Source organism: Bradyrhizobium sp. DN3, assembly GCF_041357655.1.
GTDB lineage: Bacteria > Pseudomonadota > Alphaproteobacteria > Rhizobiales > Xanthobacteraceae > Bradyrhizobium.
On the sequence record NZ_JAULLN010000007.1, the window covers coordinates 99,052 to 125,934 of the forward strand.

Consider the following 26,883-nt stretch of genomic DNA (forward strand, 5'->3'; position numbering starts at 1 on the left):
AACGCAGGGGAAGTTTATCCATACGGCGGACACGTCGGCGTATCGGTCCAGGACGCCGTCGCAAAAGCGCTGAGGTGTGGTGCGGGAAGCTTGACGTGTAATATCGGTAGCGGTCTGCTCCATGATATGAATCATACGTTGGATTGCCCCAACTCGAACTGTCGGCGAGATGGCCTCAGTAGGAAGCATCGGGATGACTCCGCGGCGCCCAATAGCGCACGTCCGTTGTCACGGCCGGTACAATCGGTGCAGCAGACGATTTAGCGGGGGTCTGCGGCAGTGCGAGAGGAATAGCAATTGCCACGCTTCCCACTTGAATCTTCATGGCGGCCCCTATTCGTGTTGATACTGACTGTCCACCACCGACGAGAATGACCTTCTAGCGCTGCCGAGGGAAATCACGTCCCGCTATAGAGTCGATAAACGATCGTTATTGCCGCCGCGATCCGCAGGTGTCATAGCCAGGAACTCAACTGGCGCCAACTGCAGAGACTCCGTTGCCGCCGTGGACCAATCGATGTTGCGCGTGCTGCTGCATTGACCTAGACCATCTTGATCATGACGCAGCTGCTACGGTCGACTTGTCATGCACCATCCTCGCACACTCAGGTCTGATGGTGGCACGATCCAAGTCCCCGGCCCGTCACTAAATCCGAGCTGACCTGCGAGCGCGTTACGTCGCTTTCCGTCTCATTTTCTTGGTACGAAAACGTACAGTTGGATAGCTCGGTTGCTCAGAAAGTATTAGGACGTTGAATCTGATGTATGAAGTGCGCAACAGATTACTACGTCTGCTCCCACCTGATGAACTCGAGCACGTTCTGTTGCTCTCGGAAGAGGTGCCGCTTACGAAGCGGCAAGTTCTTCATCGCTACGGCGTTCGCATGCAACACGTCTATTTCATTGAGAGTGGCCTTGTGTCGGTCGGTGCCAAGGTTGGGCCGCAAGAGTTCGTTGAGGTGTGGCTGATCGGTTCAGAAGGGCTTGCGGGAATACATCACGCGTTGACGGCAAAAACGCAGCCGATGCACCGTCGAATTGTGCAGGTGGCCGGCGCGGCTAATCGACTCACGGTGGATCGCTTTCAGGAGGCGATTGCTCGTCTGCCGACTTTCCGCAGCGTGGTGCATGCCTATATCGCTTCCGTGCTTATTCAGACCGCTCAATCAGGGGCATGTAATACGTCCCATCAGCTACAGCAGCGCCTTGCGCGATGGCTCCTGATCGCTCGCAATGCCCTGGGATCTGACGAGATCCCTCTCACGCACCAAGTGCTTGCTCAGCTTCTCGGAGTGCGTCGCGCAGGCGTTACGGACTGCCTTCTACAACTCAGGGAGGATGGGCTTATCGAAATGATGCGTGGCTGCCTCGTCGTCCGCGACGCTTTTCGGCTGGCGCAGATCTCCTGCCATTGCTGGAGCTTGATCGAGCGCGAGAACCAGCGACAACTGCTGAATATTGGCACTCCGAACAGCGAATCGTTGGTGCATGGGAACCGATAATTATCTGCGATGCCAAGCCAAAAATGGCTGGTTGCCAAGGTTTGTTGTTGTTGGCCCCTCGGCTCTTCGATCTGCTCGTTCAAGCGAATCCGTCACGATTGGCCTCGAGGACCCGTCTTCACTTCGCATGCGGAGACGAGACGAGTTAGGCATCCTTCAGTTTCTCCAACATTCGACAGGGCTGGTAGACGAGAGGCACATTTGTGTCCCCTTTTGCAGGACTACGCCGTCCGAAGTGGCAAGGCAGGCACGACCCGACGGTACCTCACCGCGGGGGAATTAGGAGCACAGAAATGGAAGAACAAGAAGCTTTGCGTGTGATGCGGGTTCTCATCGACCATGGGTGCGGACCGGATATCGATATCGCAGACGCTATGGCACAGTCGTGGCTCACAGAGGCAGGTCTCAACGATTACGAATCTGAGCGCGGAATTGGGTTTGCCGGCGATCACAGATGGATAGTTCTGAGTGGGTGGGGGAGATTTCGGATCACCCAGGCCGGACTTATCGCTGCTCGAGGATCCATGATCGGTCCGAAGTCAAAACTGAAGTCGATCTAATGTACCTCAACAGGGCAGCTTGTGGGTGTCTCCCAATCTGCGTAGTGCACCCGCGAAGCAACATCTCAATGAACCGGTCGGGGAATGCCGCCAAATTTTAGGTGCTGAAGGCTGCCAGCGACGCTGCGCCTAAGAAGGAGGGGTCAATAATTCGAAACGGATTAACCGACATTTGTCGGTCAGCGCATGGTAGCTGCCCAATCTCGCAGACCTGTGCTGCATGTCGCGCGCGACAGTCGCGCGGCAATTCAAGTGAAATCATGGGAAGCGCGTTGAACGCTTTATGAACCGAGAACCGGGCAGCCGCCGCAAACGGATGAGCGGAGGGATAGCGTTGCTTGCTGCTCTATCTAAGAACCCCACGAGAGCCTTTGGTATTCAGAAGTGTACCATCACTCGTCAGCAACTCCAGATGCACGACGACAAGCTCCGGCCGCGTCATTGACATCCGGTGAGGTAGCTCCTCTTAAACGTTGCCAGAAAACGAACTGGGGCGCATCCTGGATTTTCGAGGTACTGATCCATTGCGACGGAGATGCCGCTATCACCCTTCGACTTTGATGGGGAGTTCAACTGCTGTGCCGCCCATACGATCCCGAAGGCGTCACAACTGGCTCCTCAGGCGCGTTAAAAACTGAAGTCGTGAGCAGGATAGCGGCGGCGAGAAGCCAGTAGTACTGGGCATCTAGCTGAGCGAATTTAAAGGCAAACGGCACGATAGCAAATACAACGCCAACTGCACGATCCACCCAAAGGTGCAGCCAATAAGGAATGATGCGGACCAAACCGGTGGGATGGTCGGTCATGGCGGCCAAGAGCAGCGCGGCGACACCGACAACAACCGAAAGCCACATTGCGAACGGTCCGCTCTGGCCGAGCTTCAACACGAACGGCGCCGCGATTAGGACGAACGCGACGGGATAATCTATCAGATAGGCGTGGAAAGACTTGGTGATGAAGCGAAATGACATCGGTGACTCCTGCGCGATTGCTGGGGCCGGCCCTTGCGACGAGGAGATTGCCCCCATCCAAGAGGACGATGGGGCATCCCCACGGCGGCGGGCACTGTGCACAACGATCGCGAGTCCGGTTAGACGCACCGAAAGGTATGCCGGAACGCCAAACATTAGAAATGACGGATCGTTATCGTTTCCATTCCGCTCGCGCCTCGCCATGGGCCAGCGAAATGGCGACTGGTCTTGCTCGCCCTTGCTCGTGTCGAAAGTACCAGCTGATGCGCTTATCCGGTCCTTCAGGAGCGGACTACGTTGGCAGGATCGAGTGTCGGGTTGGACAGAAGGGAATTATCGTACCTGGATTGGAGATTTCAGATGTTCGCACGTAAGCGAGCGAGCCGGCTCGACGAGTGGCTGGTTTGGGCAAGCGGCACAAACCCCGCAGCGCTCTCGACGCTATGGAGGCGGCCCGACCTTATCGATTGTTTCGCGGTCGCTCTAAGCTTTTAGGATTTAGGAAGCTCAACGTCCCGCGGCGCTCCGAGCGGGTCCTTCCGAGCCAGCTGCGGCTGAATCAAACAGCGGCGCTTGAGACGAGTGGTGCGGCGGCGTCGCGCCGATCGTAACGCACGGTCGGCGTACGCATTCCGACGATCTCCTCGCCAACTGTTGGATGCACCGCCATGACCGACATGAAGTCTTTCATGGTTGCTCCGCTGCCTATGGCGATCGCGAGCACCTGGATCAACTCGCTGGCCTCGTGAGCGAAGATATGGATCCCGAGGATCAGGTCAGACTCGCTATCCACGACGACCTTCAGAAGAGAGGCCTCGCAATCCCCCGTTACGGCCGCCTTCAGCGGGCGGAAGCGGACCTTGTAGACGTCGACTGCGAGGTACTGAGCTCTGGCTTCCAGCTCCGTCAGACCAACAGTGCCGATCTCCGGGCTGGAGAAGACCGCGGTTGGTATATTGGAGTAGTCGACCTGCCAAGCCTTTTTGCCGAACACCTTGTCGGCGAACGCTTGGCCTTCGCGGATAGCGACGGGCGTTAAGTTGAATTGGTTCGACACATCGCCCACAGCGTAAATATTCGCGATGTTCGTGCGCGAGTTAGCGTCTACGATGATTCCGCCTTCTGCCGCAGTCTTGACCCCGGCGCGGTCGAGTCCGAGCGAACTCGTGTTCGGAGCGCGCCCGAAGGCGAGCAGTACCTGGTCGGCCACCAGCCTCCCGCCCTGTTCGGTCGTAACGTCAATCCTTCCTGCGTCGTCGCCACCGCCGACGTCCCCATCACGTCTCTTGAGGCGGCAGATGCTGTCGCAAAACATCAGCTTAATGCCACGATTCGTGTAGGACCCGGCCATCGCTTGGCGCACATCCTCGTCAAAGCCGCGGAGGACATTGCTTCCGCGGCAGACGACGGTGACGTCGCTTCCCAACGCGGCGAACAGACCGGCGAACTCCATTGCAATGTATCCGGCGCCCCCAATTACAAGCTTCCTGGGGAATGTCTTCATGTCGAAGACGTCATCCGAGGTGATACCGAGCTCAATGCCCTCGAAGGGAGGCAGTGCGGGGCGTGCGCCTGTTGCGATCAAAATCGTGCGCGCCCGCACGCGACGGCCGTCCTGGAGGAGGCGCACCGTATGCGCGTCGTCGAGCACAGCGCGAGACCTCACGACCTCGACGCCTGCACGTTCTTGGCCGGCGCCATACAGCCCTTCCAGACGTGCAATCTCGCGGTCCTTCGCCGCCACGAGCGACGGCCAGTCGAAGCGAGGAATCGGTAAGTGCCAACCGAATTCTGTAGCCTCGTCGAATGTGCCGCGGAAGCGGCCCGCGTAGACAAACAGCTTCTTCGGCACGCAGCCGCGGATAACGCACGTCCCTCCCAGCCGGTACTCCTCGGCGAGCATCACCTTCGCGCCATACCCGGCTGCAACGCGCGCGGCCCGTACGCCTCCTGAACCGCCGCCGATGACGAACAGGTCGACGTCGAATTCCGGGTCGCGGGGAGGCTCTGAAGCGTCGGCCGCCGGCCTCCACCCGTCTCGCGGACCCTGCAATCCATTTGTATTACTCAAGTCAGGTATCCAGTCCATTCTGTGAGACCGGTCGAGATGCGTGCGCTGATCGCACGCGCGTTAGCAAATGTCCTGTTAGACGGCAGCTACTCTGGAGCCGAATGGCCCTGAGTTCTACCGCACGCGCTGTTACTTCGGACTCGCGGCGTCGCATTTTGGATTCAGTATCGGCGTCGAGCAGATCTTACGCCACCCGATTGGGCAGACAGAGGCCCGGCAAGCGCGGTCCGACGGCTAACGTGTGTGGCCACAGGGCTTCTGCTTTGTCCAGCCGATCCGGTCGCCCGAATTTCGCGAGCTGGCGTTGCTCTCAAGCCCTTCTAGTCACCTCGAACAGGAACCATGTACGACGTTCCGCCTCGTCGATCCAGTTCTCGATCAGGCTAGCAGAAGCTGCATCGCCATGTTCGTCGCAGATATTACGTGTCTGCCGCAGGCGCTGGCTGAGCGCGAGGTTGTCTTCTTTCAGCTCGGCTAGCATGCCGTCAGGTGTGACGAAATCGGCGTCATTGTCCTTGATATGTTTCACTCTGGCGATGTGGCCGATCGAGCGAATTGTTGTGCCCCCGATCTTGCGGGCGCGTTCTGCGATGTCGTCCGTCATCGCGAAAATCTGCGCCGCCTGCTCATCAAGAAGAAGGTGGTAGTCCCTGAAGTGCGGACCTGAAATGTGCCAATGGAAGTTCTTGGTCTTGACGTAAAGCGCGAACACATCTGCCAGAAGCACGGAGAGGGCGGCAGAAATATCTGTGGTGGCATTGGAGCCGAGAGTGCTCGGAGTGTGGAGTGGTGCCTCACGGCGCTTTCTCGTGTCCTCTAAACTCATTGTGGTCTCTCCTTCAAGGTGCTGCTGTGTTGTTGTTCGTCGGGGATGGCTCTGAATAAGAAAGCTTCGCGAGTAGAGACTGCCCAGTTGCAGACGGCGCTTTGACGTTGGCCCGATGTGGTCGGTTCCGCCCCAATGACTATCTACGTCTGCCTACGTCGGCCTGCGCCGGAGCTCCTCGAGACTGTTTGAGATCCTCGACCAGCATCGCCGCGGCATGGCGCGCGAGTGCCTGGGTTGGGGCGTTGGTATTGCCGCTAGTGATGTTCGGCATGATCGAGGCGTCGATTACCCGGAGGCCGTCGACCCCTCGGACCCTGAGCCTCGCGTCAACCACTGCTCGCGCATCCTGCCCCATCCGGCACGTGCCAACCGGGTGAAACATCGTCGTCACTGCACCCTTCACCCATTCGCCGATCTCTGCATCGGATTGGATGTGCGGGCCGGGATCGATCTCCTCCTCGATCACCGGCGCCAACGACTCCTGCGCCATAACCTCGCGGATCGCGCGTACCGATTCCACTGCGGCCCTCAGGTCTTCCTCCTCGCCCATGAAGTTCGGATTGATGAGGGGCATCGACGTCGGGTGGCTGTCGGCCAACCGCACCCAGCCACGGCTCTTGGGCTGAAGCACCACGAGTTCGAAAGTGATGCCGGAACGGTTCCCCGTCGGGCTGACGCCGCCAGTTGCGACGATGGGCACGTGATAGCATTGGATCGTAGGTTCGGCAGTAAAGTCCGACGGATTCCAGTGGGAAACCGTCTCGATGCCATTGCCCGCCGCCGGGCCATCCTTGGTGACGAAATAGCGTAGGCCCGCCTTCACGCTGCCGAGGCCATGTGCGGCCGCTTGGTAACCCAGATCGCCATTTACATAGGCGCGGACCGGCACGATCGCATGGTCCTGGAGATTTTCGCCCACCTCTGGAGAATCGACGATAACGGCGACGCCGTGCTGGCGAAGCTGCTCGGATGGCCCGATGCCCGAGTGCATGAGGATCTTCGGGCTATGGACCGAACCGGCCGACAGCACAACCTCGCCGGCCATGATCATCTCGTCATCCATGAGCTCGACGCCGACGACTCGATTGTTCTCGACGAGGACGCGAACAACGGTCTTGCCGGTCAGAAGAGTGACGCGGCCCGAAGCGAGGTGCCGACGGAGATAAGCGTCGACTGCGCTGCACCGCCGCTGGTGCCCGACCGTTGACTGCACCGGCGAGACGCCGATCTGGCTCTCGCCGTTATAGTCGGGGTTATAGGGAAGCCCATATTCCTGGAAGGCTTTGAGGCAGTATTGATTCAGCTCGTTGATGCCCTTGGGCTGCTGGATCGACAGACCACCATTGATGCCGTGATATTCGTCGTGGAACGTGTCGTTGTGTTCCTGCGCCATGAAGACGGGAAGCAGATCGTCGTACGACCATTTGCCGGTATCGCCGACCGCGGCCTGCCACGCGGCGAAGTCGCGCTTCTGGCCTCGGACATATGCCATCGCGTTGATCGAGGAACCACCGCCGAGCACCTTGCCTGAGCGATATGCTCGCTTGGTGCCGTGCTGGGGCACTGTCTCGTATTTCCAGACATGCCGATCTTGGGCCAATATTTTGGCAAAGCCGGCAGGAATATGGATGAACGGATCGCGGTCCGTGTCGCCTGCTTCGATCAGCGCGATCGAAACATCGGTGCGTTCGGCAAGATAACTCGCGACCACACATCCGGCCGCCCCTGCACCAACAACGACGATATCGAAGGCTTCTTGAGACATCAGCGTCTTCTCTTTCTCTGCGCCAATCTGTATCGTTCAACGCCCCTAGCCGGCGGCGCGCCATCGTAGTGCCTGATCCTGAAATTGATGGGACCTTGCGAGTCCGACAGTGACCTTGCATTGTGGGCGAGGGAAATCACCTCTCGCCATGAAGTCGATAGACGATCGTTATTGCCGCGCGCCGCATACATGATGCCGTAGCCAGGAAAGATGCGAGCCTTATCGGACGTAAGACCGACGCTTCTATTCTGCAGCGAGTTATAAGCCGCCTTCAGATGGCAAACCCGCCTTTAATGGCGTCGCGGCATGCTCGACTGAAGCTGCGAGTTCGTGCGGTCAGCCCCGAGAGATGTTCACAGATGGTGCACGAGAACGGCAAGGAGCGCGTGACACTTTGGACATCAGATGCGCGTGAATACCTCCCCGCATTCGCACGATCTAACGAAGTCTTAGACAAATCGGTCATCTTGACGCCGACGCATTCGAAGATCACTTGGAGACGAGCAAACTTTTGAGCGAAAAACTCCCGCTCACTGCTTTGGCACTGAACGGAGCATTCACTAACTCGATGACCCGCGATCTCATCAAGAAGAGGTGGGTACCGAACTGCGTTCACAGATGAACGACCAACTTACAGCGCTGAAGCTGTTCGCTCGCGCAGCTCGCGTGGGGAGCTTTTCGGGGGCAGGTCGTGAACTCGATTTCTCTCAGCCGTCCGCATCACGCCTTATTGCCGCCTTGGAGGTCGAAGTGGGGGCGACTCTCTTTAGCCGAACACCCGGGCGATCACGCTGGCCGACGCTGGAGCAATCTACTTAATGCGTGTAGAGGCGATCCTGGCCGAGCTTGAGGAGGCCGACCACGAGGCTCGCGGCACCGGAGAATTGCGAGGAGTGTTTCGCATCGGAACCTTGTCGAGTCAGGTCACTCCTAGGTTGTCGAAGCGAAGGCCGGGCTGGGGATCGTCGCCTCAAGCCTCATCGGTGCGAAGGCCGAGTTGGAAAGTGGGGCGCTCGTTCGTATTCTCGCCGAGGGCTGCCTCCGCATCTGACGAATGATATCGGTCTGAGAAAATCAACACTCCTATGCACTGAGAGTCGCCTTCATCATAAGCAGTGGACATTGTTGACACTAGTTGATCCTTGCGCGCCGCGTCGATGGCATCAAATCCATAACCAAAGGTCATTGGTTCATCGAGTTTCGTCGCGATAGCTTCGTTCGTATGCAAAGAATGCGGAAGATGACGGCCCACCGCACACACGAGTTGGTGGAGGATAAAGACAATCGTTCCGACATACCAGGCGGGGGAACGGCGGGCCGGCGACAACCAGATCCGGCGACCGCGTCCTATCAGACCCGCCGGGGGCAAGCTGAGAAACTCACATTGCCCCCAAATGAGATGTCGAACAGCCTCATCGCCGCAACTTTGCCGGAACGACTATGACCAATGGAATCCCAATGACTAACGCCGTCATCGACTGTATCTTGAGCCGAAGCGCGGCCAAGTATTACGACCCCGCCGCCACTTTGAGCGACGAAGAAATCCGTGAGCTGGTGCGGATCGGCACCACTGCGCCGACATCCTTCCATTTGCAGAATTGGCGCTTCATCGCTGTGCGCACGCCGGAAGCCAAAGCGCGACTGAGTCCGATCGCTTGGAGTCAACCGGCGATCACCGAGGCGGCCGTTACCTTCATCGTCTGCGGCCAACTGGCCGACTCCGGTGTAATACCTGATCGTCTGGCACCTCTGGTGAAAGCCGGCATCATGCCTGCCGAGATGGTGCCAGAATGGGAGATCCCCGCACGCGATCTGTACATGGAGTACCCGCAGCGCCAGCGCGACGAAGCAGTACGCACCGGCACCTTCGGCGCGGCGGCGATGATCTATGCGGCCCGTTCGCTTGGGCTGGGTTCGACGCCGATGATCGGTTTCGACGCTGAGGCAGTGCACCGCGAGTTCGGGCTGAGTAAGGACGAAGTACCGGTCATGCTGTTGTCCGTCGGGCCGGAGCGCCCGGGAAATTGGCCGCAGAAGCCGCGCCGCCCGGTGAGCGACGTGCTGGAACTCGTGTGATATGAATTTCGGAGACTAGAACTGAAGTTCTTGGCATCTAAAGCCGGAACAGGTACCTGCCGATTGCAAACAGACCCTCGACGCGTTTGCCAAGACCATCGGGTTCACCCCAAACATGATGGCGACTTTCGCGCAAAGCCCGATCGCATTTAACGCCTGGGCTACCCTGCTCGGGGCCTTGAGCAAGGCGCTCGACGTGAAGACACGGGACAGCATCGGCCTCGCGGTTTCTGAAGTGAACGGCTGCAACTACTGCCTAGCCGGTCATAGCTTTACGGCCGAGCATATGGCCAAGCTTCTGGCCGATGAAATAGCTCTCGCTCGGAAGGAGCACGCCATTGATCCGAGGCGGGACGCTGCCGTCCAGTTTGCGCGCAAGGTCATTGAGACACGAGGTCCTGTCAGTGATGCCGATCTGAAAGCGGTCCGCGACGCCGGCTATACGGACGCGAACGTCATAGAGATTGTCGCCCTCGTAGCGATGTACTCTCTGGCGAACTGTTTCAATAACGTGTTCGAGCCTGAGAAGGACTTTCCCGCCGTTACGCCGGCCGGCTCGCTCTGAACGCGATCCGGTCGCATTTACCATCCCGAGGGGCGTTTGAGGTTGCATGTGATCCAAGCAGGCTGGTCTCAAGCCGCGAGACGCAAACGAGTTTGCAACGGGCTGTGGCTTCGAAACATTGGAGCTGAGCCCTCGTTTGAGACCACTCGTCTTTCGGTACGAATCGCGACGCGTTCACGTCTCTCACCTTCACACGCCGTTATTTCAGTCGAAGGTGGTCGTTCGCTACAATCCTTATGGACCGAATGATGGGAGGGTGTGTCGGTTGCAAGCCACCGACCAAAATGATCGCGCAGGGCCAGGGCTGTTCCCTCACCATCCTTGGCATTAGATGGCTCTGTACGCACATGACGCCTCGTCAGTCGTGTCAAGGCGGGTAGGGCCTCCTAAGGAACGACGCCGGGTGAAGCCAACGCCCCATTCAGGACCTGGTTGGCAACAAGTCGTCGGAGATCAACAAAGCGGGGGGTAAGCATCGAGAGGCTGGTCGAAGCCTAATCCACGATCCACTTTGCTCGGGCTCCAGGACGAAGCAATGTCAGGGGTGGATGGCCTCGCCACTCTTGGCCTCTGAGAAATACTGAGGCGCCTCGCGACGGTCGTACTTTCCGTAGTCGCGTACAATCCGTACTCTCCGAACCCTTGCGCTGTCATCCAGCACGGAAGTGTCTTCGTACGCCTGCGCTGCAGCCGCGTTCTTCCAAGATATGAGCAGAATCAGATCGCCGGGCGTGAAAGCATCGAAGATATCCCAGGACGTGCTTTCGGCGGCCCATGGATTCAGGCCGAGCCGCTCGGCGCATCCGTAGGCGTTGTTGGTCCGCTTCCATTCCGCGGGGCGAGTCGCGTTAATCAGAGTGACCGTCGTTCCCTCGCTGACTTCGGTCTCATCGAGCCTTTGCTCGGAGAGGGCGTACCCCGGCGGCACTTGATTGTCAGCAGTGATCTGGCCGATGCGCAGGTGGTAGTCAGCCAGGATTTTGTCGCGGCCCTCCTGCTGAACCTCATGATGGGACCTGCAGGTGCGCCAGCGCACGAGCGACTTCTCATCCCGCCAGTTCGAGAGTGAAAGGATCCAGCCTCGCGGGTCAGCTACGGTAACGGACGTTGTCGACGAAGCCATCGACCAGCTCAAGCTCGGGACGCAGTATCTTAACTTTGTGGAGATAGTCATTCCAGTTCTCTCTATTGGGCAGCGTCTCGAAAATCACTGAAAACATGTCGTATCGCGCTCCTTCAGTGCCGCCGCGTAATCGATCTCGATGTCGAGTGCCCCGGCCATGAACGCACTCGCAATTCTAGCTGTCCTAAGCTGTGCGCTCTCGACCACACCCTGACGACCGCGCCCACCGCGATCGCGTTATTGATGAAGAGTCCACCGTAAAGCGATGTTGCGATACTCGCGTCAACACTTTTGGCGATTATCGAGAGTTCCGCTCGGGCTACTCGTCGAGAAGGAAGAGCTGCTCCGACACGGTCCTCGACACCAGCGCCGGCGCACGTCTTGCTGACGATCTATGGCAGACGTCACCACGCCCCGCCGGCCTCCACAGCGTGCCGGCCTATGGCTGAAGACGCAAATGCGCACTGGAAATCATCTTCCCAACCACTCACAATTTCGCTTCGTCGTGAGAAGCAGATGTTTTTACTCGTGCCACACCTTTGACTTCTCGCACGCTGCATCGATGGCATCGATTCCATATCTACAGGTCATTGGACCACCGAGTTTCACATCGTATGTTCGATCCTCTGCGAATTGGATCATGATGCCATACCACACTCGAAGAGGTGGACGATGAAAGCGATTATAGTCCAGGCCGCGGGAACGACCGGAATGAAGCTGGGAGAGCGGTCCGAGCCGCAGGCCGCGATAAACGACGTCATCGTTGAGGTTCATGCGTCAGGATTCGTTGGGACTGAGCTGGCGTGGCCCTCGACTTGGACTGATCGCAGCGACCGCGACCGAACGCCGTCGGTCCCCGGGCACGAGATGGCCGGCGTGGTCACCGCCGTCGGCTATGGCACGACAGGGCTGTCGCTCGGGCAGCGAGTGTTCGGCCTCGCCGATTGGTATCGCGATGGTACCTTGGCGGAGTACGTGGCGGTCGAGGCACGCAATCTCGCGCCGCTGCCGGGCGACGTGGACTTCACGGTTGGTGCGAGCTTGCCGATCTCGGGCCTGACTGCATGGCAGGGACTGTTCGATCACGGTCGCCTCAGGGCGGGCCAGAGCGTCCTCGCGCACGGCGCCGCCGGCGCAGTCGGTTCGATGGTGACCCAGCTCGCACGCGAGGCCGGTGCCTACGTCATCGGAACCGGACGCGCCGCGGATCGTCAGAAAGCGCTCGACTTCGGCGCGCAAGAGTTCGTCGACCTCGAGAACGACGCCTTGGAAGACGTCGGCGACGTCGATCTGGTATTCGATCTTATTGGCGGCGACATCGGAAAGCGGTCCGCGCGGCTGGTTAGAGCCGGAGGGACGCTGGTGTCCATTGTCGGGCCGAGCGAGACACGGCCCGCCAACGTCTTGACAATCGACTTTGTTGTCGAGTCCGATCGCGCCCAACTAAGTGAGATCGTCCAGCGGGTGCGAGACGGACGGCTGCGGACGAACATCGGTATCGTCTCGCCGCTCCACGACGCTGTGGCCGCCTTTAATCAGACCGAACGGATCACCGGGAAGAAAATCATCCGCGTTCGTCCGTGAACGGCACGCGCCTATCGATGCACGAGCCGACCGGCATTGCCCAGTTCAGGCTGCCTTCTTCGATGAAGTGAAAGCACGTTCGGCCGCGCTGCGCGGATTGGCTTTCTTGCGTCGGTCGAACGGATCGGGCCGAGATCGCGTGCCCCTGAGCTTATAGCGCCGACGGAATGAGAAACGACATTCGCGAATCGGAACGGGACGTTGATAGTGGGAGTCGGAAGATTGTCTCGTCGAAAGCGACCAATAGTTTCCGCGCGAACCGATCAATGCGCAAGGTCTTAGACAGAGCAAGTCAACCAGCCAATGCCATGACAGGCTCTCGCGGATTACTGTGCGCTCATTGTCGATCGCACAACTAAAATGTGGTATGGTGTTACGTCAAGCCGTCCGGGGTGCAGCTGCGGCCCCTAGTGGCTGCGCTGCGATCTGGAAAGGAGCGATTGTAGAGCTGAAAATCCGTCCTCACTTCCCTGGAGTCTACCGCGGCCAATCGGGGATCCAAGAACATGCTCCGACTTACACACTGTCGATAACCACCGACATTAGTCTTGATGGCATGCCGCCCAGTCAAATGGCGGTCCTCCAGCCGTTCGGAACGGAATTCACCGCTTGATCAGTCCGGTAGTCCAGAAAGTCGCTATCGACAACTACTTGATCACCAGGCAACCGCCAACTGCTTAAGCGTTGTAAGCAACGTCCCGAAGAAGCAAACGGCTCGGTGTCGGGCAAGGCGCCGCGCGCAGGATGTAGGCGCTAGCCATGTCGGCCGACCCACGCCGCCTTCTTCTTTGATTGAGGACATATAAACCGTATCGATTGTAGTCTCGACGGCTACGATCTATTCAGCAACGATCGGCGTAACGTACCTATTTGGGCAAATCTGCATGCCGCGTTAGAATCGATCGACACCTGATAGCCGGCGTGTCGAGGTCGGTCACCAATCCGACTTCGACCGCGCGGAGAACTGAGGTCGTCAGCAAGACCGCAACCGCGAGAATCCAGCAGCACCAGACGTAAGGCCCACCAAAATGGGCGGTAGACGGGGCAGTGATGGAAATCGCGTCCAATGCGCTATCCACCCACAGATGCAGCCAGGAACGAATGATCCGGACGATCCCCGTCGCGTAGTCCACGAAAGCCGGCGGCAGCAGCGCCGTGGCGCGGGTCACCGCGGAAAACCAGAGCGCGACAGGACTGTTCTTACCAAAGTTTATCCGGAACGGCGCGACCATCAAGACGATGGCTACAGGATAGTCGATTAGGTAGGTGTAGATGGACTTTGTGACGTTGCAAAAGGGCATAACGCAACTCCTGCATGCTGGGCTGCTCGATCGAGTTATTGGGACATCGAGAGTAGAGGCGGCGCCCCCAGACCAGCCGTTGTGCTTGGGCGACCCGTGCTGCCACCAAGTATCGATGAGGTGCATGAGGACAGTATTCTTGTCCTCGCGCCGTTAGAAATGCAGTATCGTTATCGTTTTCATTCTCTCCGGCGGTGGTGCGTCTACAACTTTCAGACGCAAACGGTCTGCGGGCACTGGCAGATGGACGGCCGCGGTGATCTCTATTGCGTCGCGCGTACGGGTGTAGATTGCCACCGGCGCCATACAGACATGGGCTGCGGCATGAACTCGCTGGCCTTACTGGTGCAGGAAGCCTTCAGGCGAGACCCGCACGGCGGCGATCTCTATGTGTTCCGAGGTAAGAGCGGCAAGCTGGTCAAGATCCTTCGGTCCGGAGGGGACACACTAGCCCAGCTAGCTCGTTTCTCGCGAGTAGTCACCGCCGGTCGACTGAGTGAGGTTGCGGGACTTTCCGTGCTTCCCGATCTTCGCTCCCAATTATCCGAGGATCTCGTGAGCGATCGGCTCGGAGCCGTGACTCAAACAGGGAGCTTGCAGCTTGTGCGTCGGGCTTGCGAATGTTGTCGTTGTTCGAGGCAGGTGCAGATGCGTTGCGGATTGTGTCCAGCACACCCGTCCAATCGCGAGCACGGGCAATCTTGATGAAGGCGTCAAGCGCTGGCGAATACCGCCTCCCCGCCACAGCCAAGAGCTGCACCTCGCACCGGACGGGATCGCCCTCAATCGGAATAGCGGCGAGCGATGGCAGCCTGGGGGCGTGCTCTGGGGCTAGGATGGCTCCAAAACCGGCGGATGCCATTTGCTGAAGATGCTTTTCCTGATCGCTGCTGTGCACAATTTTTGGACCTTGATGGTCGAGAAGACAAGCTTGCACGAATCTACTTGCGACATCGCATCCGACCCTTTCGAGAAAAATCAACTCGTGCAAGTCGTGTAGCGGGATGACGGATTTCCTCGCCATTACATGTTCCCGAGGAAGAACGAGCATGTACCGCTCTTCGAACAGCGGCCAGCGATCGATGCGCTCAGGCAGCTCCACAGCGTCGCCGACGAGTGCCGCATTGATTTCGCCATCCAAGAGCATCGTAACGAGCCCGTTGGCATCGGCTTCGCGCAGATCGAGACGTAGGTCAGGGATGGTCGTGGTGAGCTCCCTGAGCAATTCCGTAATGAGTGCGGCCGAGATTGACGGCGACAGTCCTATTTTGAGCCTGGCGATTGTCTTCTTTTGATAGCTTCGCGCCTGAAGCCGCACCGCCTCCGCGGCGGCAAATACTTGCTCGAGTGTGGGCAAAATCATCTTGCCCAACTCGGTGAGTTGGGTGAAACGACGTTCACGGTGAATCAGCGCTCCGCCGAGCTCTTCCTCCAGCTTGTGAACCGCCTTTGTCAGTGCCGGCTGAGTCACATTGCATTGCTTTGCCGCTTGCGTAAAATTGAGCGTCCTTGCGAGGGCCAAGAAGTATCGCACCTGATGGAACTGCAGATGCATGCTCACACTCGAGAGATTTGCCATGCTCCGGACCATTTCAGGTCGTCGCCATGGGAAGCAGGGGCGATGGCAAAAGGAATGGTCGTGGAGTTTCCGACGAAATGGGATCTGTGCATCGGCCCGGAGCTCTCGATATCCCTGGTGCGAAAAGTTCTCTTACCGACGCTCTTTCCTGCTAAGGCCGCGGAGGATAACATCAGCTCAATTCGAGGGTCCGGAAAAAACCCCGGATCATGAAGCTTGCATTGCGTCGATCCGATCTCGATATGCCGATAGCGACCTTGGATGTCGACGTTATGGGCGCAGCGTTTAGTATCCCTCACGGTCACTTCGACCCCGGTGGGCAATACAGTTGACGCTGGGAATAAGGTTCGCATCCTGGTTATCCGTGACGCTGCTGTCCTGATGTCTCGCGAGAGATAGAGCAGATTGCGCGTGACGGTAAGCTCGGTTCTTGTTGCGGCGTTCTCATTCTTGCGGATTTATCGAGTGAGTAGTTCCGCTTCGTCTCTGGCCTGCCCGGCAGCTCCGTGGTCTCGATCACCTATCAATCTAAGTTGGCTTAAAAGTCAGCCGCGGCCTACAAGTGAGAACAAATTGCACAGGTCGCCCTTGGTTAGTTGATTGGCCTTTTTTGGATTAGCAACTAAAGCGCGCTTGCCACCCCGGGGTCGCCATCTGTCATTGCATCAAGGCGACTCAACGGGCGAACTCATAACTGGTGCAGCTCTGTCACCTGAGCGACGGGGACGTGCTTGAAATCGCCAAAGCCGAAAGACACCAAGATTCGCACGGTCGATAGACATTCGCTCCGCTGTTGGCTCGATGTAGGATATTCGATTCACGCGGCTCGATTTGACTGCGCGGGCAACGTGAATCGAAAAGTTGCTCCCCGAGGTTCGGCGGCCGTGGCCCACAGTCGTCCCCCGTGCGCTTCGATGATGGTGCGGCAGATCGACAGACCCATCCCCAAGCCTCCGGGCTTTGTCGTATTGAAGGCGTCAAAGACGCGCTCAAGATCCGCTGAGCTCAGGCCTGGACCTGAATCCCGCACCTCGACAAGAACGCCATCCGGCTCGCTCTTATCGGTGGTAATCACCAATTCTCGCGCCCCCTCACAGATCGAGCTCAAGGCTTCGATCGCGTTGATGATCAGGTTCATAATCACTTGTTGCACCTGGACCCGATCTCCTTGAATGAGCGGCAAGCCGTCCACGAGGTGTGACCGCACCACAATGCCATTCTTCTCGACTTCACCACGGGTCAGCGCGATGACCTCGAGGATTGCTCCGTTGATGTCCACTTCTTCTTTCCGGAGAGGTGCTTTTTTGAAAAGCGCGCGCATCCGGCCGACGACCTCGCTGACGCGATTGCCGTTTGCAAAGATCCGGTTGAGAGCCTGACGAGCTTTCTCCAGATCTGCCGGTTCTTTGCTTAGCCAGTGCAACGCCGCTGAGGCATTGTTGAGCGTCGCGCCGATCGGCTGGTTGACTTCATGAGCAATCGAAGCAGAGAGCTGCCCCATTGTTGCGACTCGATTCGCGTGCACGAGCTCCATCTGCACCTCGCCGTAGCGCCGCTCGCTTTCGCGAATTTCCTCCTCTGCCCGCTTGCGCTGCGTTAAGTCTACCACGAAGGCAACGCCCTGGTCGTGTCGCCCGCCGAACGTCGCTGCCCCGACCAGCACCGGCACTCGGCTGCCGTTTTTCAGGAAGAACTCCTTCTCATAGGGTTGCACGGTTCCAGTCGCCTCCAGCTCAGCCACGCGTCGGTCGTCGGCATCGCGCCATTCGGTGGGCGTCAGATCCCGCCAGCGCAGTCGACCGGAGACGAGATCGTCGCGGTCGTATCCGACGATGCGGAGAAAAGCGTCGTTGGCATCGATGATCCGATCGTCACGATCCCAGACGAAGATGCCGATGATGTTGGCGTCCACTAGCCGTCGGATCCTGGCCTCCCGCTCGGCTAGCTCGCGGTACAGGCTGGCATTCTCTATTGAGATAGCCGCCTGGGAAGCGAGCAGTGTGAGGACCACCATTCGAGCAGGAGTAAACGCGTCAGTCGCAAAGTTGTTCTCCAAGTACAGCATTCCAATCAACCTGGTCTGCTTAAGTATCGGAAGGCAGAGCACTGACCGCGAGCGATGGTCGCGAATATAGGCATCCGCTGAAAACGAGCTCGGACTGGATGCATCGTGCAGGAGGACGCTTTCTTTTGCCCGAAGGACGTAGTGAAACACAGACTCCGGTAGATCAGCGGCGGTGACGCGTGCCTGTTTCAGGACCACGTTCACGTTGTCACCGCTGGTCGTGGCTTCTGCTTCAATTTGATATTTGTCGTCTCTCGAAAGTATCAAGAGACCTCGATCGGCGCCCGCGTGTTCGATTGCCGAACTCATGAGCGTGTTGATTAACTTCTCGAAGACGATCTCGCCTGACACTGCTTCCGACACTCTGAGTACGGTAGTCAAGTCGAGCTGCTCGACGGGTGTCACTATCGTCGCCGCGGAATCCGGGATCGACTTGTCCACGTTGAGGTGCGGATAAAGCTCCTCAAGTTGGCGGACCTTTCCGTCGGCTCCCCAGCGCAGGTAGCAGGTGCGCGCGGCCCGCAAATAGGTCGCGGCGATCTTCTCGTAACCGCGCTCTGCGTAGAAGCGCCCGGCAATCTCGTTGGCAATTGCCTGGTTGTGCACGAAGCCGTGTTTGTGAGCCTCGTGGATGGCCTTGTCGTACAGCTCCTGAGCGTTCTGCACCCGGCCCTCAAGGCGGGCGATTTCGGCGCCGACCAACGTGGCGCGATCTTCGAAGGTTTCGGGGTTGGCCTCCGTCCACATTTGGAGCTCCCGGTAGTGGTCCAGCACAGAATCGAAATGCCTCGGTTTCTCCTCCGGTGTAGCGCGATCACAGACCGCCGCATGCGCCAGCGCGCCATAGAGTCGATACTCCGCTGACTCGAACATTGCCGCCGACGTCCAAAGCAGCGGTTCGGCGTGTAGCGAGGCGTCAACCGCCGACGCAAGGTCTCCGGCGAAAAAGTGCGCCTGCAGCTTTCGCGTCCAGTAATAGAACTCGGCGAGCACCAAGTCGGGGCTCTTGGCTAAGCGGCGTTCGGTATCGATTTCACTGTATCCCTCGTGATCCAGGCATCCGAAAGTTGCGGTCAGCCCGCGCAAGGTGAGGATCAAACCGAGTTGTGCTTCGCAGCGCTCGATGGCTAGGCCGAAGCGCGCCCGCCTAGCGGATGCCAGGCCGTTCTCGCATTCCTTTTGCACTTCGGCGAGTGGATCCCCGGCGGCGAGGCAAACCGTGACAGTGAGCAACTCGCACTCGGCTGTCAGATACTCGATCGAGAAGATGAGCTGGTGATTACGTTTCCAAGTCTCTTCTTCAAGAAGGGCTCTGCCGGCTCTGAGATACTTGAGCGCCGAGTCGTATGCTGTCGAGAGCTTCGCGCGCCGGCCGGCGATCAGATTAAGTTCCGCGACGCGCTCGCGATCCTCGACTAAGGTGATGAGATGGGAGCCCCGGTTGAGTTGATTGACGATCTCAAATATCGCCTCCTCACGTTTTTCAGCGGGCGTGTGCTCGGCGAGGAGCATTCCGATGCGCAGGTGAGCCTCGGCACGCAGCTCCTTCGGAATTAGCGAGTAGGCGGCTTCCTGCACGCGGTCGTGCAGGAAACGGTAGGAATTGTCCGCACGGAAGATGAGGCCCAATCGCACGGCTTCCCAGAGATGGTCGTGGATGTGCTCGATTGAGCCCTGATACCCAATCCGCAGCATTTCGAACTCTGCACTGTTGCCCATGCAGGCGAACTGCTGGAGTACCTTCTGGGTTTCTGGCGGAAGGCGCTTCAACTTCTCGACCATCAGCTCTACAACATTGTCCGTAAAGCCTTTGTCACGAATGCGAAGCAGGTCCCATACCCAACGGCGCTCGCGATAATCGAACTTCAGTAGGCCATCGTCCGCCAGAGTAGAAATGAACTGGATTGCGAAGAACGGGTTGCCCGAGGTCTTTTCGTGGATCAAGTCTGCCAATGGGGCGCCGCGCTCCAGTTGGCAGTGAAGGGAGTCCACAATCAGTTTGCCTAGATCGTCGCGACTGAGTGGTGTGAGAACGATGTCCTGCACTGCCGCTCCGGCCTGACGGATCGCTTCCAGCTTACGCACGAGCGGGTGGGTGGCATTGACCTCGTTGTCCCGGTACGCACCAATGAGCAGCAAGTGCTGAAAATCGTTGCGGGTCAACAGGTCTTCGAGGAGGTCGAGTGTGGCGACATCTAGCCATTGCATGTCATCGAGGAAGAGCGCGAGCGGATGTTCGGGTCGCGCAAATACGCCGATGAACCGTCGAAATACGATCTGAAAACGTCTCTGCGCTTCCTGCGGCGGCAATTCGGGCACTGGCGGCTGTTCGCCAATGACATGCCTCAATTCCGGGACCAGATCGACGAGGAGCAGTCCGTTGGGACCCAGCGCCTCACGAAGTGCGTCCTGCCATTTGCGCAGGTCTTCCTCGTTCTGGCTGAGGAGCCGCCGGACGAGGCTCTGAAACGCCTGGGCCAACGAGGCATGGGGAATGTCGCGCTTGTACTGGTCGGACTTGCCTGATGCAAACAAGCCGCGTGGCGGCACGAGTGGTTTGTGTAGCTCATTGACGACTGCGGATTTGCCGATGCCGGAATATCCGGAGACCAGCACCAGTTCTACACGGCCACCGCCTACGATGCGGTCGAAGGCGGTCAGCAGAGCGTCAACCTCGCGGTCCCTCCCGTACAGCTTCTCGGGGATCATAAGGCGATCTGGGGTGTCGTGAGCGCCAGGAGTGAAGTCATCGATCCACCCCTGGGACTCCCATTGGGACAGGCAGCGCCGAAGATCGCTCTCAACTCCCGCCGCTGTCTGATACCTCTCCTCCGCCGTCTTGGAGAGCAACTTCATCGTGATCGCGGACACCGAGGCCGGTACGGTTCCTACGCGCTCGCTCGGTGCTGCTGGTTGTTTCGCGATGTGACAGTGCACCCATTCCATCGGGTCGGAGGCCGTGAATGGAAGACTCCCGGTCAGCATCTCGTAAAAGGTCACCCCAAGCGAGTAAAGGTCGCTCCGAGAATCGACCGAACGGTTCATTCGTCCCGTCTGCTCGGGCGCCATGTAGGCGAGCGTTCCCGCGATGAACTCTGGAGGTTCGGGCGACTGGCGCTCGCGCGTAAGTTTGGAGGCAATCCCGAATCCCGTGAGCCACGCGTTGCCGGTGTCGTCGACGAGGACATTCGCAGGCTTGATATCCTTATGTATGAAGCCCTGCTGATGGACTTGACCGAGTGTTCTTGCCAACCCAATAGCGGTGCGAAGGAAACGAGTCAGGTCGAGCGGTTGCCCCTGGTCACGCTCAAGAATCCGATCCAGCGGCTGACCGCCAGGGTCCTTGAGTAAGAGGATCATCCGCCCTTCGTGACGAGCAATGGCCAGAGGCTTGGCAGCCCACGCGGGATCGAGTTCGGCTCCGAGCGAGTATTCGTGCATGAGCCGCCCGATGCTCTGAGGCGACGGCTGTTCGAAGAGTGCGATCGCTAGGACCGGCGAGGGGGCGTCGTGCTTTCGGCCGCGGTAAAGGGTAAAGTCCGCGCTTTCCCGCAGGGGCGCCAGCACGTACCCCGAGAGCCCCGGGATAGGTGACATTCTTGTTGCCACAGCATCACCACTTCAGCAAGCTGCCTAACGTTCACGTAGCGCTATCATAGCGCTACCCGGCTCTCGCGCGCACGCGTCAATCAGGCGGTCTTCGTCGTATGCGTACGATGCGCAATAGCCGGATCAACAGATATCGCTGACCGATCCGGATGCCCGTTCGATGGCCACCAGCGGACGCGGATCGGGTGTCGTCGGCTATAATGTCCAGGTCGCGGTGGACACCACGACACCATCTGATAGTTACGCACAAGGTCATAAACGTCGGCCGACAACGGCCGCGCGCCGATCCTATCCGTTTGCACACAACCAAGACCCGGAACGGACATATCGGGATCACCGCTTCCAGAGAGGAAAAAAGGCGCTTAGTGCCAGGCGGGAGATCGTAAATCAGACGCCGGCCGCCGCCTTCATTTCACCCGCGAGTTCATCGTAGCAGACCGTCCACGCCTCACGAACGGCGGGCGTGAGATCCTCTCCAAGCGCCTGTTCGAGGGTCCAGAGCAACGCTTCCCGCATCGCGTCGTAGTCCGCGAGCTTAACCCCGTACTCGACATGGCGGACGGCAAGGTCATGGATCGCGGGCGAAAGTTGATCCGGCGCGGGTAGATTGTAGACGACCATAGCGAGCATGGTCATTAGCTTGACGCCCTGAATACGCATGTTGTTTCTGAATAGCGGCCGGAAATTCGGATTGGTGGCGAATAGTCGCTCGTAGAACAACGCCCCGGTGACCTCAGGCATAACCGCCAGCCGGGCGAAGGTGGTCTGAACAAGCTCCTGCTGCACAGCATCCACGATGTCATTTCCTTTGCGTGCGGGCGCGGCTCACTCGGCTGCGCGCGACACATGATAGCAATCGGATGCGACACCTCAGGCGCATAGAAGCGTCGTGCAACCTGACGCATCTCATTGGCGCGCGATTTCCGTGGGTCATTCACACGGAAGCAGTTGCGAGGTCGTCTCATTTAGCGCCAAGCAACGTCTCATTTAGCGCCAAGCGGGAGATCGCCCCGAGCATTCACGATGTGTCCTTTCCTGTCGTGCGCTGGCCATTCAGTCGTCCTTGCGATGCCGCACGCAGCATGGTGGGCGGGCTACCGAATTCGCTTGCGAACGCGCGATAAAACGTCGCCATACTGTTGAACCCCCAGCCAAAAGCTATATCGATCACCGATCGGCCGGTTCCCGTCGCGTCGGCGACGGCGTCGCGGCACCGGAGCAGTCGCTCGCGCGAAACGTATCGGGCGAAACTGATATTGTTTGCCTCGAACAGGCGATGCAACTGGCGCGCCGAGATGCCGAGCGCGGCCGCGGCGCTGGCGGCGGTCAGGGAAGGATCGGCGAGATGCAGGTCGACGTAACGCTTGGCGGCCGCGAGCCGCGCCGATTGTAGCGAATCCCGCCCCCGATTGATGCCTTCGTTGGAGATGTTACAGCTCAGTGCCACGAGACCGCAGAGATTGCGCAGCACGGCTTCACCGTGTTCGTTGGAGAGCAGCGGGGCTTGCGCCTTCACCGCATCAATGGCTGCGCCGAGCAGCGAGCCGAGCGGCGAGGCACCGGCCAACCGAAACGGGCGTTCCAGTCGGCCCCCGGTTATAATCGGCGAGAGTGCAGCCCACGGGATGATCAGCATGTCGAACGACTCTGGGCCTTTCCATTCCGCGTTGAATTGCCATTCGGTCGAGCTTATGCAGAAATCACCGGGCTCATGAATCAGGTCGACTGGCGTGCTGCGTGCCGCGGCCCTCCAGATGACCGGCGCGTGAAATCGGCGGACGAAGAACGCTTCGATCTTGTCCCTGGCAACGTCGGCCGCCGTCCGTTGGACCCTCTCAAGTCCCGAACTTATCTCCAGCAGCGCAAATTCACCTGCAATCGATCCACTCGCTTCCGCGCGAAAGGCAGCAGGATCCGGAATCTCGCCCGGCGTGATGCTATGGGCCTGCTTCGCGAAATAGTCGCACCAGAACCTCACGCGGTCGCGCGGCGCAATATGGTCCGTGGAAAAATGGACTTGCATGACCATCCCGTGGGCCGACCAAATGCCTTGGAACCTAACCTTAGACCGGTTACATGGGCAAAGCGAGAGTGCCAGACTTTGGGGCTGCCACTTTTTAAGCCGGATGTGAAGAGTTCCCTTGCGTCTCGATTCCAGCGGGCGAGCTGATCACCGCACCCGCCTCTCCGCGGCCTTAACCGAACAACAACCGAATGGCGATCGGCGCAAAATGAGACATCGTGCGGCGCACGGTGAGACGACGGTAGTGACTTGCGAGACTATGCTTACTCAAATTCGAGTGTAAGGCCGAATAGGTCCTATGAACAATGTGGGTACGCAAAGGAGGTTGAAAATGACAACCAACGCAACAAGCACGATGATTTTGGATGGCGACTTCGACAAAATCGACTTCCGAGGAGAAGTCGTCGACGGGCACCTCGTCACAAAAGGAATTCTTGCAGACCAAGCGGCAATGGATTCTATCCCAGTAGGGATATACGTTCTCGAAAAGGATGCCACTGTCGTCAAGTGCAACAAAGCTGCAATCGCGGGTTGGGGACGCACGCCGTCTCTGGGAGCCTCGGAGAAGTATTGCGGGTCACACCTTCTGCGTTACCCTTCAGGAGAAGTGATGCCGCACGAACTTGCACCACCATCCGTGGTGATCAACAACGGCGCCACCGTTCGCAACGCCGATGTGATTTGCGAGCATCCCAACGGCAATCGTCTCCTGGCGCTCGTTAATGTCTTTCCGATTCGTGACAACGACGACGAAGTGATCGGAGCCGTCAACATTTTCCGTCACAATACCAGCAAGACTGTCCCTGGCTTACTCTCCGAGTCTGCAAATAATTCCGATTCCGAGATCGGTGAGGGGGAGGAGCAGTGAGGCTCCCTTCGCCGCTTCGGGTTCCGTAGTTCTTCATAGGGACCTTCTCGGCATGTGGCGCACCAGAAGCTCAATGTTTGTCCGCCGCACCCGGCTGACCACGTTTTCGGGCCCTGGAAATTACAAGCTACGCTAACTAGGGCGCGCGGTGCTTTTGCGCGCGCCATTCTTTTGCGATGGAGCTAGCTATGCGATCGAACGAGCGACGTGAACGAGAGCGCGAGTTGCGTGCCGCTGGGCGGCTGCCCCCAGGACAGTCGCTTACGCTCGAGTGGCCGGTGAAGCATGTGGGCCCGGTGCCGGTCTTTCGCCCCAGGACGTGGGATTTTCGAGTGTTCGGCCTGGTAGAGGAGCAGCTGCGGCTTTCGTGGGAAGAACTCTCCAATCTGCCGCAGAGCGAAGTATTTGCGGACATGCACTGCGTTGTGCACTGGAGTCGGTTCGACAACCATTGGGGGGGATTGCTCGCCACAGAATTAATGAAGCGAGTGAAGCTGCGGCCAGAGGCGCGGCATGTGATGGTCCATGGCGAGAATAACCACACGGCAAACCTGCCAATCTCGGATTTTCTGCGCCCGACGACGATCTTCGCCCTGCGGCATAACGGCGAACTCCTTACGGCCGAGCATGGCTACCCGCTGCGCCTCGTGGTGCCAAACCTCTATGCGTATAAGAGCGTGAAGTGGGTACGCGGGATCGAGTTTTTGGATCGCGAATCGCCGGGCTTATGGGAATTTAACGGATATCACATCCACGGCGACCCATTCAAAGAGCAACGATCTTCGAGCTGAAACTCGGGACCGAACCTGGCCGAGCGCCGGCAGCTGATTCGCGGTCATGATGGGTTTTCATCCGATTTTGCGCGCTGCAGAGCCGATTGGACGCATCCGAGCAGAACCTCTTCGTCGATGGGCTTGGTCAGATAGCCAACGACGCCCTGACCCAGAACTCGAGTTCGCGCGCTCTCATCGGGGTAAGCCGTGATCAGAATTGTTGGTATGTCATAACCAGATCCTACCAAGCGGCTATGCAATTCAGGCCCAGTCATGCGCGGCATGTGGACATCAACGATCAAACAGGAGGTATGGCGGACATTAGGAGATGCCAAGAAATCCATTGCGGATGCAAAGACCTCGGTCGTGAAGCCCACTGCCTGCATGAGACCCGCTAACGCCTCGCGAGATTGCTCATCATCATCGATGATCGAAATCTGAATCTCGCTAGACATATCCCCGCCTTCTATGCTGGGGACGCGGACCGCCGCATTTCGCGTTCCGTATCTCAAGAAGCGCACCGCGCGGCTATCCAATCATCGTACTATAACGACAAGCGTTTGGACCCGCGATTATATTGTGGACGGGCGATGCCAGACCTCGGAATAATCGATGCTATACTTTGGAATAATTGATCCAGAACTTCTGAATAGGTCAACCCGATTTGGGCCACTTCCGAACGCGTGCGCTGATGCCAGGTCATTGCGCTCGACGCGGCAGCGGGCGCTTCCGGCACCGTCAAGAGCATCAGTTGGTTTGCGCCTAAGCAATTTTCGCTGATGGAGCCACCACGAAGCGATTAGGACCGTGGCGACTTTATACCGAGCGTCTCCGCTATTCTGACAAGCTCGGCTAGCGATTGCGCACCCATCTTCTGCATCACGTGGCCGCGGTGCGCCTTCACAGTGATCTCAGCTACGCCTAGCTGGAAAGCGATCTGCTTGTTCTTTAAGCCAGAGGTCACGAGAGCCAGCACCTCTCGCTCGCGCTGGCTTAAACGTTCGAGACGCGATTTCAGGTCCGTAAGCCGCTGCTCGACCTTTCGCCGCGTCCGATCGCGCTCCAGTGCGATCGTCACCGCATCCAGCATGTCCTGATCGCGGAACGGCTTCGTCAGAAAATCGACAGCGCCTGCCTTCATCGCCTTAACCGACATCGGAATGTCGCCGTGGCCGGTCATGAAGATGATGGGAATGGAAGCGTTCATTTTCGACAGCTCGGTTTGGAAGTCGAGACCGCCCAAGCCCGGCAATCTAACGTCAAGTACAAGGCAGCTCACCACGTCGGGTAATAACTCGCCTTCGAGCAGCTCCGCGGCCGACCCAAACAACTTTACCTTGAAGCCGACCGAGTTGAACAGATCTCCGAGTGAGTCGCGGAAGTCCCTGTCATCGTCAACGACGGCTATAGTTGGCTCCTCGGCTACTGCACGCTTTTGAATAGAATGCTGCGCCACGAGATACTCTCCCAACTTCGTGTAAAAATATCATCTCCACCAAGGCCGTTCAACACATGAGAGGGGTTCCAGCGTGGAACGCCATGGTTCGTGGGCCACGAGAAGTTCGCCAGCTTGATGTCCTCACCACCTCTATGTTGTACGCCCGCTGAAATGTCAGCTC

At 58.5% G+C, this 26,883-nt stretch carries 20 protein-coding genes and 2 pseudogenes; 9 read left to right on the forward strand and 13 right to left on the reverse strand.

Annotation, left to right across the window (positions count from 1 at the left end; genetic code table 11):
* The first annotated feature begins 761 nt into the window (after positions 1-761).
* Positions 762-1,502, forward strand: a complete 741-nt coding sequence (locus AAE027_RS12610; RefSeq protein ID WP_370988329.1) for a Crp/Fnr family transcriptional regulator — start codon at positions 762-764, stop codon at positions 1,500-1,502.
* 1,129 nt (positions 1,503-2,631) lie between these two features.
* Here AAE027_RS12610 and AAE027_RS12615 read toward each other — a convergent pair.
* The 4 genes from AAE027_RS12615 to AAE027_RS12630 form a co-directional block, all read right to left on the reverse strand.
* The gene (locus tag AAE027_RS12615; RefSeq protein ID WP_370988331.1) at positions 2,632-3,033 is read right to left on the reverse strand and encodes an SPW repeat domain-containing protein; all 402 of its coding nucleotides are present in this window, start codon (positions 3,031-3,033) and stop codon (positions 2,632-2,634) included.
* A 559-nt stretch (positions 3,034-3,592) separates the two neighbouring features.
* Positions 3,593-5,008 (reverse strand): glutathione-disulfide reductase, encoded by a 1,416-nt coding sequence (gene gorA, locus AAE027_RS12620; protein WP_370988480.1) that lies wholly within the window; start codon positions 5,006-5,008, stop codon positions 3,593-3,595.
* 406 nt (positions 5,009-5,414) lie between these two features.
* Complete coding sequence (locus AAE027_RS12625; protein ID WP_370988332.1) at positions 5,415-5,930, reverse strand: Dps family protein; 516 nt, start codon at positions 5,928-5,930, stop codon at positions 5,415-5,417.
* 139 nt (positions 5,931-6,069) lie between these two features.
* Positions 6,070-7,698, reverse strand: a complete 1,629-nt coding sequence (locus AAE027_RS12630) for a GMC family oxidoreductase (RefSeq protein WP_370988333.1) — start codon at positions 7,696-7,698, stop codon at positions 6,070-6,072.
* A gap of 618 nt (positions 7,699-8,316) precedes the next feature.
* Between AAE027_RS12630 and AAE027_RS12635 the strand changes: the two genes are divergently transcribed.
* The gene (locus tag AAE027_RS12635) at positions 8,317-8,517 is read left to right on the forward strand and encodes a helix-turn-helix domain-containing protein (protein ID WP_370988334.1); all 201 of its coding nucleotides are present in this window, start codon (positions 8,317-8,319) and stop codon (positions 8,515-8,517) included.
* 151 nt (positions 8,518-8,668) lie between these two features.
* Here the strand turns inward: AAE027_RS12635 and AAE027_RS12640 are convergent, their stop codons facing one another.
* Positions 8,669-8,884: a hypothetical protein gene (locus AAE027_RS12640; protein ID WP_370988335.1), complete on the reverse strand. Its 216-nt coding sequence runs from the start codon at positions 8,882-8,884 to the stop codon at positions 8,669-8,671.
* 272 nt (positions 8,885-9,156) lie between these two features.
* Between AAE027_RS12640 and AAE027_RS12645 the strand changes: the two genes are divergently transcribed.
* Together AAE027_RS12645 and AAE027_RS12650 are read left to right on the forward strand one after the other, a co-directional pair.
* Positions 9,157-9,774: a nitroreductase family protein gene (locus AAE027_RS12645; protein ID WP_208758068.1), complete on the forward strand. Its 618-nt coding sequence runs from the start codon at positions 9,157-9,159 to the stop codon at positions 9,772-9,774.
* Between the two features lie 97 nt (positions 9,775-9,871).
* Complete coding sequence (locus tag AAE027_RS12650) at positions 9,872-10,339, forward strand: carboxymuconolactone decarboxylase family protein (protein ID WP_370988481.1); 468 nt, start codon at positions 9,872-9,874, stop codon at positions 10,337-10,339.
* A 538-nt stretch (positions 10,340-10,877) separates the two neighbouring features.
* Here AAE027_RS12650 and AAE027_RS12655 read toward each other — a convergent pair.
* Positions 10,878-11,462, reverse strand: coding sequence for an antibiotic biosynthesis monooxygenase (locus AAE027_RS12655; protein ID WP_370988336.1), 585 nt, complete (start codon positions 11,460-11,462; stop codon positions 10,878-10,880).
* Between the two features lie 672 nt (positions 11,463-12,134).
* On the opposite strand from AAE027_RS12655, the gene AAE027_RS12660 reads away from it, so the two are divergent.
* Entirely contained in the window at positions 12,135-13,046 is a 912-nt protein-coding gene (locus tag AAE027_RS12660) for an NADP-dependent oxidoreductase (RefSeq protein ID WP_370988482.1), read from the forward strand.
* 866 nt (positions 13,047-13,912) lie between these two features.
* Here AAE027_RS12660 and AAE027_RS12665 read toward each other — a convergent pair.
* Positions 13,913-14,347 carry a hypothetical protein gene (locus tag AAE027_RS12665; RefSeq protein ID WP_370988337.1) on the reverse strand — a complete coding sequence of 145 codons (435 nt, stop codon included), beginning with the start codon at positions 14,345-14,347 and terminating at the stop codon, positions 13,913-13,915.
* Positions 14,348-14,590: 243 nt separating this feature from the next.
* On the opposite strand from AAE027_RS12665, the pseudogene tnpB reads away from it, so the two are divergent.
* Positions 14,591-14,779: pseudogene (gene tnpB / locus AAE027_RS12670) on the forward strand (IS66 family insertion sequence element accessory protein TnpB); the annotation flags it as partial.
* 46 nt (positions 14,780-14,825) lie between these two features.
* On the opposite strand, the gene AAE027_RS12675 reads toward tnpB, so the two are convergent.
* Positions 14,826-15,902, reverse strand: coding sequence for a LysR family transcriptional regulator (locus AAE027_RS12675; RefSeq protein ID WP_370988338.1), 1,077 nt, complete (start codon positions 15,900-15,902; stop codon positions 14,826-14,828).
* An 841-nt stretch (positions 15,903-16,743) separates the two neighbouring features.
* Positions 16,744-21,432: a trifunctional serine/threonine-protein kinase/ATP-binding protein/sensor histidine kinase gene (locus AAE027_RS12680; protein WP_479714218.1), complete on the reverse strand. Its 4,689-nt coding sequence runs from the start codon at positions 21,430-21,432 to the stop codon at positions 16,744-16,746.
* A 286-nt stretch (positions 21,433-21,718) separates the two neighbouring features.
* On the opposite strand from AAE027_RS12680, the pseudogene AAE027_RS12685 reads away from it, so the two are divergent.
* Positions 21,719-21,875, forward strand: a pseudogene (locus AAE027_RS12685) (IS5/IS1182 family transposase); the annotation flags it as partial.
* Between the two features lie 112 nt (positions 21,876-21,987).
* Here AAE027_RS12685 and AAE027_RS12690 read toward each other — a convergent pair.
* Both AAE027_RS12690 and AAE027_RS12695 read right to left on the reverse strand, forming a co-directional pair.
* Positions 21,988-22,395: a globin domain-containing protein gene (locus AAE027_RS12690; protein ID WP_370988340.1), complete on the reverse strand. Its 408-nt coding sequence runs from the start codon at positions 22,393-22,395 to the stop codon at positions 21,988-21,990.
* A gap of 223 nt (positions 22,396-22,618) precedes the next feature.
* A complete protein-coding gene (locus AAE027_RS12695; RefSeq protein WP_370988341.1) occupies positions 22,619-23,623 on the reverse strand; it encodes a helix-turn-helix domain-containing protein in 1,005 nt (334 codons plus the stop codon).
* 331 nt (positions 23,624-23,954) lie between these two features.
* On the opposite strand from AAE027_RS12695, the gene AAE027_RS12700 reads away from it, so the two are divergent.
* The gene (locus AAE027_RS12700; RefSeq protein ID WP_370988342.1) at positions 23,955-24,491 is read left to right on the forward strand and encodes a PAS domain-containing protein; all 537 of its coding nucleotides are present in this window, start codon (positions 23,955-23,957) and stop codon (positions 24,489-24,491) included.
* Positions 24,492-24,679: 188 nt separating this feature from the next.
* The gene (locus tag AAE027_RS12705) at positions 24,680-25,282 is read left to right on the forward strand and encodes a sulfite oxidase-like oxidoreductase (protein ID WP_370988343.1); all 603 of its coding nucleotides are present in this window, start codon (positions 24,680-24,682) and stop codon (positions 25,280-25,282) included.
* 44 nt (positions 25,283-25,326) lie between these two features.
* Here the strand turns inward: AAE027_RS12705 and AAE027_RS12710 are convergent, their stop codons facing one another.
* Positions 25,327-25,719 (reverse strand): response regulator transcription factor, encoded by a 393-nt coding sequence (locus tag AAE027_RS12710; protein WP_370988344.1) that lies wholly within the window; start codon positions 25,717-25,719, stop codon positions 25,327-25,329.
* 344 nt (positions 25,720-26,063) lie between these two features.
* Complete coding sequence (locus AAE027_RS12715; RefSeq protein ID WP_370988345.1) at positions 26,064-26,720, reverse strand: response regulator transcription factor; 657 nt, start codon at positions 26,718-26,720, stop codon at positions 26,064-26,066.
* Between the last annotated feature and the right edge of the window lie 163 nt (positions 26,721-26,883).

Excerpts from the sequence above, each read along its gene's own strand:
- AAE027_RS12610 (WP_370988329.1), top strand. The coding sequence starts at position 762 with ATGTATGAAGTGCGCAACAGATTACTACGTCTGCTCCCACCTGATGAA.
- AAE027_RS12615 (WP_370988331.1), bottom strand. The coding sequence starts at position 3,033 with ATGTCATTTCGCTTCATCACCAAGTCTTTCCACGCCTATCTGATAGAT.
- AAE027_RS12625 (WP_370988332.1), bottom strand. The coding sequence starts at position 5,930 with ATGAGTTTAGAGGACACGAGAAAGCGCCGTGAGGCACCACTCCACACT.
- AAE027_RS12630 (WP_370988333.1), bottom strand. The coding sequence starts at position 7,698 with ATGTCTCAAGAAGCCTTCGATATCGTCGTTGTTGGTGCAGGGGCGGCC.
- AAE027_RS12635 (WP_370988334.1), top strand. The coding sequence starts at position 8,317 with ATGAACGACCAACTTACAGCGCTGAAGCTGTTCGCTCGCGCAGCTCGC.
- AAE027_RS12640 (WP_370988335.1), bottom strand. The coding sequence starts at position 8,884 with ATGACCTTTGGTTATGGATTTGATGCCATCGACGCGGCGCGCAAGGAT.
- AAE027_RS12645 (WP_208758068.1), top strand. The coding sequence starts at position 9,157 with ATGACTAACGCCGTCATCGACTGTATCTTGAGCCGAAGCGCGGCCAAG.
- AAE027_RS12655 (WP_370988336.1), bottom strand. The coding sequence starts at position 11,462 with ATGGCTTCGTCGACAACGTCCGTTACCGTAGCTGACCCGCGAGGCTGG.
- AAE027_RS12660 (WP_370988482.1), top strand. The coding sequence starts at position 12,135 with ATGAAAGCGATTATAGTCCAGGCCGCGGGAACGACCGGAATGAAGCTG.
- AAE027_RS12665 (WP_370988337.1), bottom strand. The coding sequence starts at position 14,347 with ATGCCCTTTTGCAACGTCACAAAGTCCATCTACACCTACCTAATCGAC.
- AAE027_RS12675 (WP_370988338.1), bottom strand. The coding sequence starts at position 15,902 with ATGCATCTGCAGTTCCATCAGGTGCGATACTTCTTGGCCCTCGCAAGG.
- AAE027_RS12680 (WP_479714218.1), bottom strand. The coding sequence starts at position 21,432 with ATGCACGAATACTCGCTCGGAGCCGAACTCGATCCCGCGTGGGCTGCC.
- AAE027_RS12695 (WP_370988341.1), bottom strand. The coding sequence starts at position 23,623 with ATGCAAGTCCATTTTTCCACGGACCATATTGCGCCGCGCGACCGCGTG.
- AAE027_RS12700 (WP_370988342.1), top strand. The coding sequence starts at position 23,955 with ATGACAACCAACGCAACAAGCACGATGATTTTGGATGGCGACTTCGAC.
- AAE027_RS12705 (WP_370988343.1), top strand. The coding sequence starts at position 24,680 with ATGCGATCGAACGAGCGACGTGAACGAGAGCGCGAGTTGCGTGCCGCT.
- AAE027_RS12710 (WP_370988344.1), bottom strand. The coding sequence starts at position 25,719 with ATGTCTAGCGAGATTCAGATTTCGATCATCGATGATGATGAGCAATCT.